This is a genomic window from Streptomyces europaeiscabiei (assembly GCF_001550375.1).
GTDB classification, from domain to species: Bacteria; Actinomycetota; Actinomycetes; order Streptomycetales; family Streptomycetaceae; genus Streptomyces; species Streptomyces europaeiscabiei.
In genome coordinates this window covers 1-15,473 of the sequence record NZ_LRTR01000055.1, presented here as the reverse complement: position 1 = coordinate 15,473, position 15,473 = coordinate 1, and the positions used below count along the sequence as shown (strand labels likewise).

Annotated in this window: 12 protein-coding genes; all 12 read left to right on the top strand. The window is 71.3% G+C overall.

Going from position 1 to position 15,473, the window contains the following annotated elements; all coding sequences use genetic code 11:
- Positions 1-25 precede the first annotated feature (25 nt).
- On the top strand, positions 26-964 hold the full coding sequence (locus AWZ10_RS02535; RefSeq protein WP_037704327.1) for a beta-ketoacyl-ACP synthase III: 939 nt from the start codon (positions 26-28) through the stop codon (positions 962-964).
- 193 nt (positions 965-1,157) lie between these two features.
- Positions 1,158-1,832, top strand: coding sequence for a GntR family transcriptional regulator (locus AWZ10_RS02530; protein WP_046704199.1), 675 nt, complete (start codon positions 1,158-1,160; stop codon positions 1,830-1,832).
- 37 nt (positions 1,833-1,869) lie between these two features.
- Positions 1,870-2,115: a hypothetical protein gene (locus AWZ10_RS02525; protein WP_046704200.1), complete on the top strand. Its 246-nt coding sequence runs from the start codon at positions 1,870-1,872 to the stop codon at positions 2,113-2,115.
- A gap of 201 nt (positions 2,116-2,316) precedes the next feature.
- The gene (locus AWZ10_RS02520) at positions 2,317-3,498 is read left to right on the top strand and encodes an ROK family transcriptional regulator (RefSeq protein ID WP_046704201.1); all 1,182 of its coding nucleotides are present in this window, start codon (positions 2,317-2,319) and stop codon (positions 3,496-3,498) included.
- Between the two features lie 150 nt (positions 3,499-3,648).
- Entirely contained in the window at positions 3,649-5,232 is a 1,584-nt protein-coding gene (locus AWZ10_RS02515) for a sugar ABC transporter ATP-binding protein (RefSeq protein ID WP_060890341.1), read from the top strand.
- Positions 5,229-6,245, top strand: a complete 1,017-nt coding sequence (locus AWZ10_RS02510) for an ABC transporter permease (RefSeq protein WP_060890340.1) — start codon at positions 5,229-5,231, stop codon at positions 6,243-6,245. The genes AWZ10_RS02515 and AWZ10_RS02510 overlap by 4 nt, the downstream gene beginning before the upstream one ends.
- Positions 6,246-6,281: 36 nt before the next feature.
- Complete coding sequence (locus AWZ10_RS02505; protein ID WP_060890339.1) at positions 6,282-7,319, top strand: substrate-binding domain-containing protein; 1,038 nt, start codon at positions 6,282-6,284, stop codon at positions 7,317-7,319.
- Between the two features lie 473 nt (positions 7,320-7,792).
- On the top strand, positions 7,793-9,127 hold the full coding sequence (locus AWZ10_RS02500; protein WP_046708266.1) for a Gfo/Idh/MocA family protein: 1,335 nt from the start codon (positions 7,793-7,795) through the stop codon (positions 9,125-9,127).
- Positions 9,128-9,139: 12 nt separating this feature from the next.
- On the top strand, positions 9,140-10,144 hold the full coding sequence (locus AWZ10_RS02495) for a sugar phosphate isomerase/epimerase family protein (RefSeq protein WP_046708265.1): 1,005 nt from the start codon (positions 9,140-9,142) through the stop codon (positions 10,142-10,144).
- A 150-nt stretch (positions 10,145-10,294) separates the two neighbouring features.
- Positions 10,295-12,784, top strand: coding sequence for a PQQ-dependent sugar dehydrogenase (locus tag AWZ10_RS02490; RefSeq protein ID WP_060890338.1), 2,490 nt, complete (start codon positions 10,295-10,297; stop codon positions 12,782-12,784).
- Positions 12,785-12,793: 9 nt separating this feature from the next.
- The gene (locus tag AWZ10_RS02485) at positions 12,794-14,182 is read left to right on the top strand and encodes a ThuA domain-containing protein (RefSeq protein ID WP_060890337.1); all 1,389 of its coding nucleotides are present in this window, start codon (positions 12,794-12,796) and stop codon (positions 14,180-14,182) included.
- A 126-nt stretch (positions 14,183-14,308) separates the two neighbouring features.
- On the top strand, positions 14,309-15,473 hold a 1,165-nt coding region (locus AWZ10_RS02480), incomplete at its 3' end, for an inositol-3-phosphate synthase (RefSeq protein ID WP_060890336.1).

Genomic DNA, 15,473 nt, shown 5'->3' with positions numbered 1-15,473 from the left:
CCACAGGCAACGAGGGGAACCACCCATGAACGGCTCGCGAATCGCCGCCGTCGGCCACTACCAGCCCGCCAAGGTACTCACCAACGAGGACCTGGCGGGCCTGGTCGACACGAGTGACGAGTGGATCACGAGCCGCGTGGGCATCCGCACCCGGCACATCGCAGGACCCGACGAACCGGTCGACGAGCTGGCCGGCCACGCCGCGGCCAAGGCCCTGGCCTCGGCCGGCCTCGGCCCGGAGGCCATCGACCTGGTCGTGGTCGCCACCTCCACCGCCATCGACCGCTCCCCGAACATGGCGGCCCGGGTCGCGAACCGGCTCTCCATCCCGAACCCGGCCGCCATGGACGTCAACGTCGTCTGCGCCGGGTTCACCCACGCCCTGGCCACCGCCGACCACGCCGTGCGCGCCGGCGCGGCCACCCGGGCGCTCGTCATCGGCGCCGACAAGATGTCCGAGGTCACGGACTGGACCGACCGCACGACCTGTGTCCTCGTCGGGGACGGGGCGGGCGCGGCCGTCGTCGAGGCCGCCGAGGAGCCCGGCATCGGGCCGGTGCTGTGGGGATCGGTGCCCGAGATGGGCAACGCCGTACGCATCGAGGGCACCCCGCCGCGCTTCGCGCAGGAGGGCCAGAGCGTCTACCGGTGGGCCACCACCAAGCTGCCGCCCATCGCCCGCGCGGCCTGCGAGAAGGCGGGACTCACGCCCGCCGACCTCGCCGCGGTCGTCCTCCACCAGGCCAACCTGCGCATCATCGAGCCCCTCGCCGCGAAGATCGGCGCGGTCAACGCCGTGGTCGCGCGGGACGTCGTCGAGTCCGGCAACACCTCGGCCGCGAGCATCCCGCTCGCCTTCTCCAAGCTCGTCGAACGCGGCGAGATCTCCAGCGGCGACCCCGTGCTGCTGTTCGGCTTCGGCGGCAACCTGTCGTATGCGGGACAGGTGGTCCGCTGCCCGTGAGCAGGGCGTTCGTGGTGCCCCTCACGACGATGTGACGAGGCGTACTCGTCGGTTCCCTGGCCATCGCAAGTCGTAGACTGTAGACGAAAGACAATCCATACTGGCTGTTGACTCGGACTTTCCAGTTCTTTCCAGTACGGGCCGTTGACTTTCCGTGTGCAGTACACCCAGTGGTGCTCTGGAGGGGGACCCGATGTTGTCGACAGGACTACCGCAAGGGGCGGTGCCCAAGCTCGAACGCCCCGGCCCGCTGCGCGACCGTGTCTACGAGGCCCTGCTCGAACTCATCACCACGCGCGCGCTGCGCCCCGGCCAGCACCTGGTCGAGAGCGAACTCGCCGGGCACCTCGGAGTGTCCCGGCAGCCCGTCCGCGAGGCCCTGCAGCGCCTCAACACCGAGGGCTGGGTCGACCTCCGGCCCGCCCAGGGAGCCTTCGTCCACGAGCCGACGGAGGCGGAGGCGGACCAGCTCCTCACGGTCCGCACCCTGCTGGAGGCCGAGGCCGCCCGCCTCGCCGCGGCGAACACCGGCACGGCGGGCATCACGACCCTGGAGGAACTCTGCGCGGAGGGTGAGCGGGCCGTCGCCGCCGACGACGTCGACGCGGCCGTCGCCATGAACGCCCGCTTCCACGCCAAGGTCATGGAACTCGCCGGCAACACGGTCCTCGCCGAACTCGCCGCCCAGGTCGACCGCCGGGTCCGCTGGTACTACACGCCCGTCGCCCGCCAGCGAGGCCACCAGTCCTGGATCGAACACCGCGACCTCATCACGGCGATCTCGGCCCGCGACGAGCAGCGGGCGACGGAGATCATGCGGGCGCATACGGAGCACACGCGGAAGACGTATCACGAGCGGGAGAAGTAGCGGGCGCAGAGGTCGGCCGGCGGGCTAGGTTCGCGGCATGACCGTATGGATCCAGTTCAATGACCGCGGCCGCGATGGCCTCCGGCTCGATGACGAGACGGAGGGCAAGGAAGCGTGTCATTACCACTACGAGCTACTGGCGCACGGCTTTTTGGTTGTGTACAAGCAGGAGCACACCCTGAATCGACGGCGCGAAATCGTCGCGTCGAAGGACGTTGAGGAACTGGCTGTGTACAACCCGTCGGCCTGGTTCGCGGTCGGCGGCAGCCGATCCCAACGCTGACGTAACGCTCCGCATCCTCATCGGCTCCGCACACCCCTCTTTGTCCTCTCAGTGGAGAAAGTTGACGGCAATTCCTACGCAACTTCTTCCCAGCCCCGGTAGTCGCTGCTACGTTCCCCTGCGAAAGGTCGGTCGCGGTGAGGCGGCCGGAACCTGACCGACGTAGAGGCCGTGCGAGGCGGGGAGGGGCCAGTGAGACGTATGACGGCTCGACCCGCGAACGCGCATCAGGCGCGGCTGCTGCGGCTGTTGCGGGACGGTGGGCCCAACTCCCGGGCGCAGCTCGGGGACCGGGTCGATCTCTCGCGGTCGAAGCTGGCCGTGGAGGTGGACCGGCTTCTGGAGACGGGACTGGTCGTGGCCGACGGGCTCGCCGCCTCGCGGGGTGGTCGCCGGTCGCACAACATCCGACTCGCCCCCCAACTCCGCTTCCTCGGCGTCGACATCGGCGCCACCTCGATCGATGTGGCCGTCACCAACGCCGAGTTGGAGATCCTCGGCCACACCAACCAGCCCATGGACGTACGGGACGGCCCCGTCGCCGTCTTCGAGCAAGTGCTGTCCATGGCCGCCAAGCTGAAGGCCTCGGGGCTCGCGGAAGGGTTCGACGGCGCCGGGATCGGCGTCCCCGGACCGGTCCGCTTCCCCGAGGGCGTCCCCGTCGCCCCGCCGATCATGCCGGGCTGGGACGGGTTCCCGGTGCGCGAGGCGCTCAGCCAGGAACTCGGCTGCCCCGTCATGGTCGACAACGACGTGAACCTGATGGCGATGGGGGAGCAGCACGCGGGCGTCGCCCGTTCCGTGGGCGACTTCCTCTGCGTCAAGATCGGCACCGGCATCGGCTGCGGCATCGTCGTCGGCGGTGAGGTCCACCGCGGTGTGACGGGCAGCGCGGGCGACATCGGCCACATCCTCGCCGTACCGGACGGCCGCCCCTGCGCCTGCGGCAACCGGGGCTGCCTGGAGGCCCACTTCAGCGGCGCCGCGCTCGCACGCGACGCCAAGGACGCCGCCCAGCAGGGGCTTTCGGCGGAACTCGCCTCCCGGCTGGAGGCCCACGGCACCCTGACCGCCGTCGACGTGGCCGCCGCGGCCGCCGCCGGCGACGCCACCGCGCTCGACCTGATACGCGAGGGCGGCAACCGCACCGGCCAGGTCATCGCCGGACTCGTCAGCTTCTTCAACCCCGGCCTGGTGGTGATCGGCGGCGGGGTGACCGGCCTCGGCCACACCCTGCTCGCCGCCATCCGCACCCAGGTCTATCGCCAGTCACTGCCCCTCGCGACCGGCAATCTGCCCATCGTGCTGGGGGAGTTGGGGCCCACCGCCGGAGTCATCGGCGCGGCCCGCCTCATCAGCGACCACCTGTTCTCACCCGCGTAGGCCCGCGAGCGCGCGGCCTTCCCCACCGACAGCGACGACCACCGGCACGGCGTCCTGCTTCGCCGCGCCCTGCTCCGCCCTGCCCGAACACGTAGGCCCAGCAAGCGGATTCACCCTGAAACCGGCCCGCACGCCCGCCAAGGGGAACTCATGGCACCAGAATTACCGCTGCTCACCATGTCCGCCATCACCAAGTCGTTCCCCGGAGTCCGGGCCCTGGACGGCGTCGACCTCGACGTCCAGGCCGGAGAGGTCCACTGCCTGCTCGGCCAGAACGGCGCCGGGAAGTCCACCCTGATCAAGGTCCTGGCCGGCGCCCACCAGCCCGACGACGGCACGATCACCTGGCGGGGCGAGCCCGTCACCCTGAAGTCCCCGATCGCCGCCATGCGCCTCGGCATCGCCACCATCTACCAGGAACTCGACCTGGTGGAGGGCCTGTCGGTGGCCGAGAACGTCCACCTCGGCCATGAGCCCACCTCCGCCGGCTTCGTCGTACGCGGGAAGGCGGCTCGGGCATCGACTTCCGCTCTGCTCGCACGACTTGGGCACCCGGAGGTCGACGCGTCCCGGCTCGTCGGCGAGTTGTCGGCCGCCCAGCAGCAGATCGTCTCCATGGCGCGGGCGCTCTCCCACGACGTACGGCTGATCGTGATGGACGAGCCGTCGGCCGCGCTCGACCCGGACGAGGTCGACAACCTGTTCAGGATCGTGGGTGACCTGACCGCCGCCGGGGTGGCCGTCGTCTACATCTCGCACCGTCTGGAGGAGATCCGGCGGATCGGCGACCGGGTGACCGTGCTGAAGGACGGGCGGGCCGTCGCGGGCGGGCTGCCCGCGAAGTCCACGCCCACGCGCGAGGTCGTGGCGCTGATGACGGGGCGGAACGTCGAGTACGTCTTCCCCGACCGGCCGCCCGTGCCGCCGACGGGGGGCACACCCGTGCTGGAGGTGCGGGGGCTGGCCCGTGCGGGCGAGTTCGAGCCGTTCGACCTGGAGCTGCGGCCCGGCGAGATCGTGGGCCTCGCCGGACTCGTCGGCTCGGGACGGTCGGAGATCCTGGAGACCGTCTACGGCGCCCGCAAGCCGACCGCCGGTCAAGTCCTGGTTGACGGCAAGCAGTTGCGTCTCGGCAGCGTACGCGCCGCCGTACGGGCCGGGTTCGGACTCGCCCCCGAGGAGCGCAAGGCGCAGGCGCTGCTGATGCTGGAGTCCGTCACCAGAAACGTCTCCGTGTCGTCGATGTCCCGCTTCGCGCGCGCCGGCTGGATCGACCGGGGCGCCGAACACCGCGCCGCGCGGGCCGCGACCCGCGAGCTGTCCCTGCGCCCCGACAACCCGGACGTACCGGTCCGCACCCTCTCCGGAGGCAACCAGCAGAAGGCGGTGCTCGCCCGCTGGCTGCTGCGCGGCTGCCGGATCCTGCTGCTCGACGAGCCGACGCGGGGCGTCGACGTGGGCGCCCGCGCCGAGCTGTACGCGGTGGTCCGCCGGCTCGCCGACGAAGGCCTCGCCGTACTGCTGGTCTCCAGCGAGGTGCCCGAAGTGCTCGGCCTCGCCGACCGGGTGCTCGTCCTGCGCGAGGGCCGGGTCGTGCACGCCGCGCCCGCCCGTGAACTCGACGAGCACCGCGTCCTCGACCTCGTGATGGAAGGAAGCCCGGTGGCCAGTGTGGGAAGCCCGGTGGCCGGTGCGGGGAGCCCCGTGACCGGTGAAGGGAGCCCGGCGTCATGACCCAGCCCGTGTCCCCGCCCAGGGGCGCAGACAAGGTGACACCCGTCAGCGAGCCGCCCGCCTGGCGTGCCCTCGTGTTCCGCGCCGACGTGCGCACCCTGTCGCTCCTCGGTGTCCTCGCCGTGCTGATCGTCATCGGCGGCGTCACCAGACCCGACGAGTTCCTCGACACCCGCAACCTCCAACTCGTCCTCACCCAGGCCTCGGTGATCGGCGTCGTGACCGTCGGCATGACCTTCGTCATCACCTCCGGCGGCATCGACCTCTCCGTGGGCGCGATCGTCGCCCTGGCGTCCGTCTGGGCGACCACCGTGGCCACCCAGGAGTACGGTTTCGCCGGCGTTCTCTTCACGGCGGTGATCGTCGGCGTCGGCTGCGGCCTGGTGAACGGGCTGCTCATCGCCTACGGCGCCGTGGTGCCCTTCATCGCCACCCTCGCCATGCTCGCCTCGGCCCGCGGCCTCGCCCTGCAGATCACCGACGGCAGCACCCAGGTCGTCGGCATCGACGCCATCCTGGATCTCGGCGAGCGCGACGCCTACGTCCTCGGCATCCCGCCGCTCGTCCTGGTCTTCGCGGTCGTGACGGTCATCGGCTGGCTGCTGCTGAACCGCACGACCTTCGGCCGGCGTACGGTCGCCGTCGGCGGCAACGCGGAGGCGGCAAGGCTCGCGGGCATCGACGTCCGCCGCCAGCGCCTCTACCTGTACCTGCTCTCCGGGCTGTGCTGCGGCATCGCCGCGTTCCTGCTGATCGTGCTGTCCGGCTCGGGCCAGAACACCAACGGCAACCTCTACGAACTCGACGCCATCGCCGCCGCGATCATCGGCGGCACCATGCTCAGCGGCGGCCGGGGCACCATCACCGGCTCCGTCCTCGGCGTCCTGATCTTCACCACGATCACCAACATCTTCGCGCTCAACAACCTGCAGAGCGATGTCCAGCAGATCGCCAAGGGCGCGATCATCGTCGCCGCGGTCCTGGTCCAGCGACGCACGGCAAGCACGACCTGAGACACCGAAGAGCCGACACGGGAAAGGTCCACCGCCATGCCAGAGAACTCCAGCCGCAGAAGACTGCTCCTCGGAACCGCCGCCGTCTCGGCCGGCGCCCTCCTCGCCGGTTGCACCAGCAACGAAGCCAAGAGTGACCCGGCCGCGGGCGAGCAGCCGGCCGCCGACGACAAGCCCGGCAAGGCGGTCACCATCGGCTTCGCCGGACCGCAGGCCGACCACGGGTGGCTCAACGCGATCAACCAGAACGCCAAGAGCCGCGCCGAGCGGTACGAGGAAGTCACACTGGAGATCACCGAGGGCTCCAACGACACCGCCCAGCAGATCGGGCAGATCGAGACCCTCATCAACAAGAAGGTCGACGTCCTGGTGGTGCTGCCCGCCGACGGCAAGGCGCTCACCCAGGTCGGTCTCAAGGCGATGCGGGCGGGCATCCCCGTCGTCAACCTCGACCGGATCTACAACTCCCCGCAGGCGTACCGCTGCTGGATCGGCGGCGACAACTACGGCATGGGGCTCAACGCCGGGCACTACATCGGTGAGCAGCTCAAGGACAAGGGCGACGCCCGCGTCATCGAGCTGGCCGGGCTGGACAACCTGGAGCTGACCAAGCAGCGCACCCAGGGCTTCGACGACGCGCTGAAGAACTACCCGAACATCAAGAAGGTGGCCCGGCAGGCCGCCGAGTTCACGGTCGAGTCGGGCCAGGCCAAGATGGCCCAGCTGCTCCAGGCGCAGTCGAACTTCGACGCGCTGTGGAACCACGACGACGACCAGGGCGTGGGCGCCCTGCGCGCCATCGAGCAGGCCGGGCGCGACGACTTCCTGATGGTCGGCGGCGCGGGTGCGCTGTCCGCGTTCCAGGCCATCAAGAAGGACGACGGGGTGTTGAAGGCCACCGTCCTCTACCCGCCGACCATGGCCGCCTCCGCCATCGACCTCGCCCGTGCCCTCGGCCAGGGCAAGGGGGTCGGCGGCCTCGCCGAGTTCGAGATCCCGTCCTCGCTGACGCTCTACTCGGCCGTCGTCGACAAGGACAACGTCGACCAGTACATGTCCACCGGCTTCAAGTGACGAGTCCTGGCGGACAGGCCTGACGGGGAACGAACACCGGGAGCGGGGGCCGGGGGCGAGGCCCGGGGGACCGGGAACCCGGGACCGGGCGCCGACAACCGGGCACGGACGACCGAGGACCCGGCAGCAAGGCCCGGGGCCCCGGCACCGAGGACCGGAATCCGGGACCGGAATCCGAGGCTCGGAGTCCGAGGCTCGGAGTCCGAGGCCCCGGCACCCAGGGCCGGAGTCCGAGGCCCCGGCACCCAGGGCCGGAGTCCGAGGCCCCGGCACGGAGGACCGGAGTCCGAGGGCCCGGCACGGAGGACCGGAGTCCGAGGGCCCGGCACGGAGGACCGGAAGCCGAGGGCCGGTAACCGAGGCCCCGGCACCCAGGGCCGGAATTCGAGGCCCGGGGACCGGAACGCGAAGCCGCCGGATTCGGAGTCAGGACCCACCTCACACCGCGCAGCGACCACGAGGAGGACACACGCATGGGACAGCCGCAGCAGCCCGACCAGGCCGAGGCGGAGGAGGCAGGAGCGCCGGGGCCCGACGCGGGGGCCGGCACGGCCGGGGTTTCGTCGGGACCGGCCACGCCTGGGGCCGGCCCCCGTGCCGCCGGGCTCTCCGGGGGCCTCGGCAAGCCACCGCTGCGCGTCGGCATGGTCGGCTACGCCTTCATGGGGGCCGCCCACTCCCAGGGGTGGCGCACGGCGGGACGGGTCTTCGATCTGCCGCTCGACCCCGTGCTCGCCGCGGTGTGCGGGCGGGACGGCGACGCGGTGCGGGCCATGGCGGACCGGCACGGATGGGCGACGACGGAGACCGACTGGCGGGAGCTGATCGCCCGGGACGACATCGACCTGGTCGACATCTGCACCCCCGGCGACAGCCACGCCGAGATCGCGCTGGCCGCGCTGGCCGCCGGCAAGCACGTGCTCTGCGAGAAGCCCCTCGCCAACACTGTCGCGGAGGCGGAGGCGATGACGACGGCGGCCGAAGAGGCGTACGCGCGCGGCAGGTTGGCGATGGTCGGCTTCAACTACCGGCGTGTGCCCGCCACCGCGCTCGCCCGCCGCATGGTCGCCCAGGGGCGGCTGGGAGCCCTGCGACACGTTCGGGTGACATACCTTCAGGACTGGCTCGTGGACCCGGAGTTCCCCCTCACCTGGCGGCTGCGCAAGGAGTCGGCCGGCTCCGGAGCGCTCGGCGACCTCGGCGCCCACATCGTCGACCTGGCGCAGTACGTGGCCGGCGAGCCGGTGGTCGGCGTCTCCGCGCTGATGGAGACCTTCGTACGCGAACGGCCCCTCCCGGCCGGCGTGTCCGTCGGTCTCGCATCCTCCGGCGGCACGGCCGGGCGCGGCGCGGTCACCGTCGACGACACGGCCCTGTTCACCGGCCGTCTCGCCTCCGGCGCCGTCGCCTCCTTCGAGGCGACCCGCTTCGCCACCGGCCGCAAGAACGCCCTGCGCATCGAACTCAACGGCGAGCTGGGCTCGTTGGCCTTCGACCTGGAACGGCTCAACGAACTCGCCTATCACGACCACACCGAACCCGGCACCCACGCCGGCTTCCGCCGCATCCTCGTCACCGAGCCCGACCACCCCTACCTGGACGCCTGGTGGCCGCCGGGTCACGGCCTCGGCTACGAACACTCCTTCGTGCACCAGGCCCGCGACCTCGTGCACGCCGTCGCGGCGGGCCGGCAGCCCGAGCCGTCCTTCGCCGACGGGCTCCAGGTGCAGCGCGTGCTCGCGGCGGTCGAGGAGAGCGCCGAGAAGAACTCCGTCTACACCCCGACCCACACCCCCACAGCGGTCTGAGGAGGCCCGGACATGCCGCGCGACTTCACGCTCTTCACCGGCCAGTGGGCGGACCTGCCCCTCGAAGAGGTCTGCCGTCTCGCCCGCGACTTCGGCTACGACGGTCTCGAACTCGCCTGCTGGGGCGACCACTTCGAGGTCGACAAAGCCCTCGCCGACCCGTCGTACCTCGACTCCCGTCACCAACTCCTGGAGAAGTACGGCCTGAAGTGCTGGGCCGTCTCCAACCACCTCGTGGGCCAGGCCGTCTGCGACGCCATCATCGACGAGCGACACCGCGCCATCCTGCCCGCCCGTATCTGGGGCGACGGCGAGCCCGAGGGCGTACGGCAGCGGGCCGCCGCCGAGATGGCCGACACGGCACGGGCCGCGTCCGCCTTCGGCGTCGACACCGTCATCGGCTTCACCGGCTCCGCCATCTGGCACCTGGTCGCCATGTTCCCGCCCGCCCCCGAGTCGATGATCGAGCGCGGCTACGACGACTTCGCGATGCGCTGGAACCCGATCCTCGACGTCTTCGACGCCCAGGGCGTGCGGTTCGCGCACGAGGTCCACCCGAGCGAGATCGCGTACGACTACTGGACGACCCAGCGCGCCCTGGAGGCGGTCGACCGGCGTCCGGCGTTCGGCCTGAACTTCGACCCCTCGCACTTCGTGTGGCAGGACCTCGACCCGGTCGGTTTCCTGTGGGACTTCCGCGACCGGATCTACCACGTCGACTGCAAGGAGGCCCGCAAGCGCCTAGACGGCCGCAACGGCCGCCTCGGCTCGCACCTGCCCTGGGGCGACCCCCGGCGCGGCTGGGACTTCGTGTCGGCGGGCCACGGCGACGTCCCCTGGGAGGACGTCTTCAGGATGCTCCGCTCGATCGACTACGGGGGACCGATCTCCGTCGAATGGGAGGACGCCGGCATGGACCGGCTCCAGGGCGCCCCCGAGGCCCTGGCCCGCCTCAAGACGTACGACTTCGAACCGCCGTCGGTCGCCTTCGACGCGGCGTTCGGCGGCAACGACTAGTGCCGCGGCACTAGGCCCGGCCCAGCCCATCGGGCCACCTGTCGACCGGGTCCCCACGGCCCGGTCATGTCTCCGGGGTGACGGCGCACCCCGGCGTACCGCACACACCCGTACACCTCCGTACGACCAGCCCCTCCCTGGAGGCATTTCGTGCACCCGTACGACGACAGACACCCCACCAGCCCCTTCAGACGCCGCAGAGTGCGCGGGCCGATCGCACTGTTGAGCGGTCTGCTGCTCGCGGGCGCCTCGCTCTCGCTCACCGCGCCGGCCGCGGGCGCGGCCGACGCCGACCCGAAGTCCGCCGCTGCCGAGGACTTCCAGCAGGTCACCCTCGCCAAGGGCGAACCGGAGGTCGGCGAGCCCATGTCGCTCGCCGTCCTCCCGGACCGCTCGGTCCTGCACACCTCACGCGACGGCGAACTGCGGCTGACCGACGCGGCGGGTAACACCAGTGTCGCCGGCAAGCTCGACGTGTACGCGCACGACGAGGAGGGACTGCAGGGCATCGGCGTCGACCCGGGCTTCGCCGACAACCGGTTCATCTACCTCTACTACGCGCCCCCGCTGAACACCCCGGCCGGCGACGCTCCCGAGACCGGAACGGCCGCCGACTTCGCGCCCTTCGACGGTGTCAACCGGCTCTCCCGCTTCGTCCTGAAGACCGACGGCACCCTCGACAAGGCCAGCGAGACGAAGGTCCTCGACGTCCCCGCCTCCCGGGGCATCTGCTGCCACGTCGGCGGCGACATCGACTTCGACGCGGCGGGCAACCTGTACCTGTCCACGGGCGACGACAGCAACCCGTTCCAGTCGGACGGCTTCACCCCCATCGACGAGCGCGCCAACCGCAACCCGGCCTTCGACGCCCAGCGCACCTCCGGCAACACCAACGACCTGCGCGGCAAGATCCTGCGCATCAAGGTGAACGCCGACGGTTCGTACGCCGTCCCCGACGGCAACCTCTTCGCGCCCGGCACGGACAAGACGCGCCCCGAGATCTACGCGATGGGCTTCCGCAACCCGTTCCGCTTCAGCGTCGACAAGAAGACCGGCATCCTCTACGTCGGCGAGTACGGCCCCGACGCGGGCGCCGCCAACGCCTCGCGCGGCCCGGCCGGACAGGTCGAGTTCGCCCGCGTGACCAAGCCGGGCAACTTCGGCTGGCCGTACTGCACCGGAAACAACGACGCATACGTCGACTACGACTTCGCCACCGGCACCTCCGGTGCGGCCTTCGACTGCGCGGCGCCGAAGAACACCTCGCCGAACAACACCGGCCTCACCGACCTGCCGCCCGCCGAGCCCGCCTGGATCCCGTACAACGGGGCCAGCGTCCCCGAGTTCGGCGACGGCTCGGAGTCACCCATGGGCGGCCCGGTCTACCGGTACGACGCCGCGCTCGACTCCCCGGTGAAGTTCCCCGAGGCCTACGACGGCGACTTCTTCGCCGGCGAGTTCGGCCGCCGCTGGATCAAGCGCATCACCAGCGACGGCGACGGCACCGTGCGGTCGATCACCGATGTGCCCTGGACCGGCACTCAGGTCATGGACATGGCCTTCGGCCCGGACGGCGCGCTGTACGTCCTCGACTACGGCATCTCCTGGTTCGGCGGCGACGAGCACTCCGCCCTCTACCGCATCGAGAACGCCACCGACGGCCACTCCCCGGTCGCCGCCGCCTCGGCCGACCGCACCTCGGGCCAGGCGAAACTGCGGGTCCGCTTCTCCTCCGGGGGCACCAGCGACCAGGACGGCGACCCCCTCACCTACAGCTGGGACTTCGGCGACGGCGCAACGTCCACGGCCGCGAACCCCAAGCACACGTACCGGACGAACGGCACCTACACCGCGACCGTGACCGCCAAGGACACCACGGGCCGCACCGGCAGCGCGAGCGTGCGGATCGTGGTCGGCAACACCGCGCCCGAGGTAGAGCTGCGACTGCCCGAGGACGGGCAGCTGTTCGCGTTCGGTGACGCCGTACCGTTCAAGGTGAAGGTGAGCGACAAGGAGGACGGCCGCGCGATCGACTGCGCCAAGGTCAAGGTCACCTTCGTCCTCGGCCACGACAGTCACGGCCACCCGGTGACCTCCGCCAACGGCTGCACCGGCACCATCCAGACCAGCGCCGACGGCGGCCACGACGAGAACGCCAACATCTTCGGGGTGTTCGACGCCGAGTACACCGACGGCGGGGGCGGCGGCCAGGCCCCGCTGACCACCCACGACCAGAACGTCGTCCAGCCCACCCACCGCCAGGCCGAGCACTACGGCGACTCCTCCGGCATCGCGGTCCAGTCGAAGGACACGGCCCACGGCGGCAAGACCGTCGGGAACATCGACAACGGCGACTGGATCTCCTTCGAGCCGTATGTCCTCTCCGACGTCAAGAAGCTCACCGCACGGATCTCCTCCGGGGGCGCCGGCGGCAAGCTGGAGGTCCGGGCCGGTTCGCCGACCGGCACGCTCCTCGGCAGCGCCACCGTGCCGGTGACCGGCGGCTGGGACACCTTCCAGGACGTCTCGGCCGACCTGTCCAAGGGCCCGCGCGGCAGCACCACGCTCTACCTGGTCTTCAAGGGGAGCGACTCCGGTGGCCTGTTCGACGTGGACGACTTCACCTTCACGAAGCGGTGAGGGGGCGCCATGCCGACGAACCGACGACTGCTGACCGCGCTGGCCGGTGCTGCCCTGCTGATCGGAGGCGTGTCGGGACCGGCCGTGTCCGATGAGGCGGGCCGCTCCGCGGGCACCACGGACGAACGCCGGGTGCTGGTGTTCTCCAAGACCGCCGGATTCCGCCACGACTCGATCCCCGAGGGTGTCGCCGCCGTACGGGAACTGGGCGCGGCCCACGGCTTCGCGGTCGACGCCACGGAGGACGCCGGCGCCTTCACCACCCGCAACCTCGGGCGTTACGACGCCGTGGTGTTCCTCTCCACGACCGGTGACGTCCTGAACCCGGCCCAACAGGGCGCGTTCGAAGGGTACATCAAACGCGGAGGCGCCTATGTGGGCGTCCACGCGGCCGCCGACACCGAGTACGACTGGGCCTTCTACGGCGGGCTCGCGGGCGCGTACTTCCAGTCGCACCCCGCGATCCAGCCCGCGACGGTCGACGTCGAGGACCACGCCCACCCGGCGACCGCCGGTCTGGGCGCGACGTGGAACCGCACGGACGAGTGGTACAACTACCGCTCCAACCCCCGTGAGAGGGCCCATGTCCTCGCCTCGCTCGACGAGTCGTCGTACAGCGGCGGCACCATGAACGGCGACCACCCGATCGCCTGGTGCCAGAAGTACCAGGGCGGCCGTGCCTTCTACACCGGCGGCGGCCACACCAAGGAGTCCTTCGCCGAACCCGCCTTCCGGCAGCACCTGCTGGGCGGCATCCGGTGGGCCATCGGCGAGGACCGGGCCGACTGCCGGCCGGAGAACGGCTACCGATCGCTGTTCGACGGGACACAGGCCTCGCTGGACGCCTGGCGGCAGGCGGGCCCCGGGTCCTTCACGCTCGCCGACGACGGCACGATCACGTCATCCGGTGGCATGGGCATGCTCTGGTACGCCGGGCAGAGTTTCGGGTCGTACTCCCTGAAACTCGACTGGAGGACGGCCGGCGACGACAACTCCGGTGTGTTCGTGGGCTTCCCGCCGTCGGGCGACCCCTGGTCGGCGGTGAACAACGGCTACGAGGTCCAGATCGACGCCACGGACGTACCCGAGAGGACCACCGGGTCCGTCTACGGCTTCCGGTCCGCCCACCTCAGGAAGCGCGACCGCGCACTGAACCCGCCGGGGGAGTGGAACACGTACGAGATCCGCGTGCAGGGCGAGCGCCTCCGCGTCTGGCTCAACGGCGTGAAGATCAACGACTTCACCAACACCGATCCGGTACGAAGCCTGCGCGACGGACACTTCGGCATCCAGAACCACGGGGCCGACGACCAGGTGTCCTTCCGCGACATCCGGATCAAGGAACTGCCCGCACGGACCGTGGCCGCATCGGCCGCGGCCCGCACTCCGGGCGACTGAACGGCGGCGGGCGGGGGACGCCGGACCTCCGCCCGCCGTCTCCCCCTTCCCCCCTTCCCCCTCTTCCCCCGTCCCCTCGGAGGGGCCCCGGCTTTCCAGACCACTCGCTCGACGAGGAGGCTGCCCATGTCCGCGTCCGTGTCCGTTTCCCCACCGAGCGTCGGCGTCTGGCTGATCGGGGCGCGCGGCTCCGTCGCCACCACCGTCGTCGCAGGCTGCGCGGCCGTCACGGCGGGCCTGCGCACCCCGACGGGCATGGTCACCGAGACCCCTCTCTTCGCCGACTCCGGCCTGCCCCCGCTCTCCTCCCTCGTCTTCGGCGGCCATGACACGGCCGACTGCCCCCTGCCCAAACGCGCCGAGGCCCTGGCCGTCGGCGGCGTCCTCCCGCACGGGCTCCCCGCGGCCGTCACCGCCGAACTGACCGCTGCAGAACAGGAGATCAAACCCGGCGGCCCCTTCCCGGGCGACACGAGAACCCCCACTGAACTGATCTCCTCCTTCACGGCCGACATCCAGGACTTCGTACGGCGCAAGGGACTCACCCGAGCCGTGGTCGTGAACGTCGCCTCCACGGAACCCACGCCCACCGGCACAGCCCTGCCACCCAGCTCCCTCTACGCGGCGGCCGCCCTGAGCGCGGGCTGCCCCTACGCCAACTTCACCCCCTCGACCGGCCTCCACCATCCGGCACTCGCCCCGCTCTCCGCTTCCTCCGGCCTCCCCCACGCGGGCCGTGACGGCAAGACCGGCCAGACCCTGCTGCGGTCCGTGCTCGGCCCGATGTTCGCCCAGCGGGCCCTGGCCGTCCGGGCCTGGTCCGGCACCAACCTCCTCGGCGGCGGCGACGGCGCCGCCCTCGCCGACCCGGCCGCCGCCGCTGCCAAGAACGCAGGCAAGGAACGCGTCCTGACCGACAGCCTGGGCGCCACCCCCGAGGGCCAGACCCACATCGACGACGTGCCCGCCCTCGGCGACTGGAAGACCGCCTGGGACCACATCGCCTTCGACGGATTCCTCGGCACCCGGATGGTCCTCCAGACCACGTGGCAGGGCTGCGACTCCGCCCTCGCCGCCCCGCTGGTCCTCGACCTCGCCCGCCTCCTGGCCCGAGCCCACGAAGCGGGCCTCACGGGACCCGTGACGGAGCTGGGCTTCTACTTCAAGGACCCGGTGGGGGAGGGCCCGGCGGCGCTGGGGGAGCAGTACGCGGCGTTGGCGGGCTTCGCCGAGCGGCTGCGGGACGGGGCGCGGCCCCTTCCGAAGCGGGGGGCCGGGCCGACGCGGGCGA

What these genes read in the sequence shown, in the direction of transcription:
- AWZ10_RS02535 (WP_037704327.1), top strand. Translation starts at nt 26, where the DNA reads ATGAACGGCTCGCGAATCGCCGCCGTCGGCCACTACCAGCCCGCCAAG.
- AWZ10_RS02530 (WP_046704199.1), top strand. Translation starts at nt 1,158, where the DNA reads ATGTTGTCGACAGGACTACCGCAAGGGGCGGTGCCCAAGCTCGAACGC.
- AWZ10_RS02525 (WP_046704200.1), top strand. Translation starts at nt 1,870, where the DNA reads ATGACCGTATGGATCCAGTTCAATGACCGCGGCCGCGATGGCCTCCGG.
- AWZ10_RS02520 (WP_046704201.1), top strand. Translation starts at nt 2,317, where the DNA reads ATGACGGCTCGACCCGCGAACGCGCATCAGGCGCGGCTGCTGCGGCTG.
- AWZ10_RS02515 (WP_060890341.1), top strand. Translation starts at nt 3,649, where the DNA reads ATGGCACCAGAATTACCGCTGCTCACCATGTCCGCCATCACCAAGTCG.
- AWZ10_RS02510 (WP_060890340.1), top strand. Translation starts at nt 5,229, where the DNA reads ATGACCCAGCCCGTGTCCCCGCCCAGGGGCGCAGACAAGGTGACACCC.
- AWZ10_RS02505 (WP_060890339.1), top strand. Translation starts at nt 6,282, where the DNA reads ATGCCAGAGAACTCCAGCCGCAGAAGACTGCTCCTCGGAACCGCCGCC.
- AWZ10_RS02500 (WP_046708266.1), top strand. Translation starts at nt 7,793, where the DNA reads ATGGGACAGCCGCAGCAGCCCGACCAGGCCGAGGCGGAGGAGGCAGGA.
- AWZ10_RS02495 (WP_046708265.1), top strand. Translation starts at nt 9,140, where the DNA reads ATGCCGCGCGACTTCACGCTCTTCACCGGCCAGTGGGCGGACCTGCCC.
- AWZ10_RS02485 (WP_060890337.1), top strand. Translation starts at nt 12,794, where the DNA reads ATGCCGACGAACCGACGACTGCTGACCGCGCTGGCCGGTGCTGCCCTG.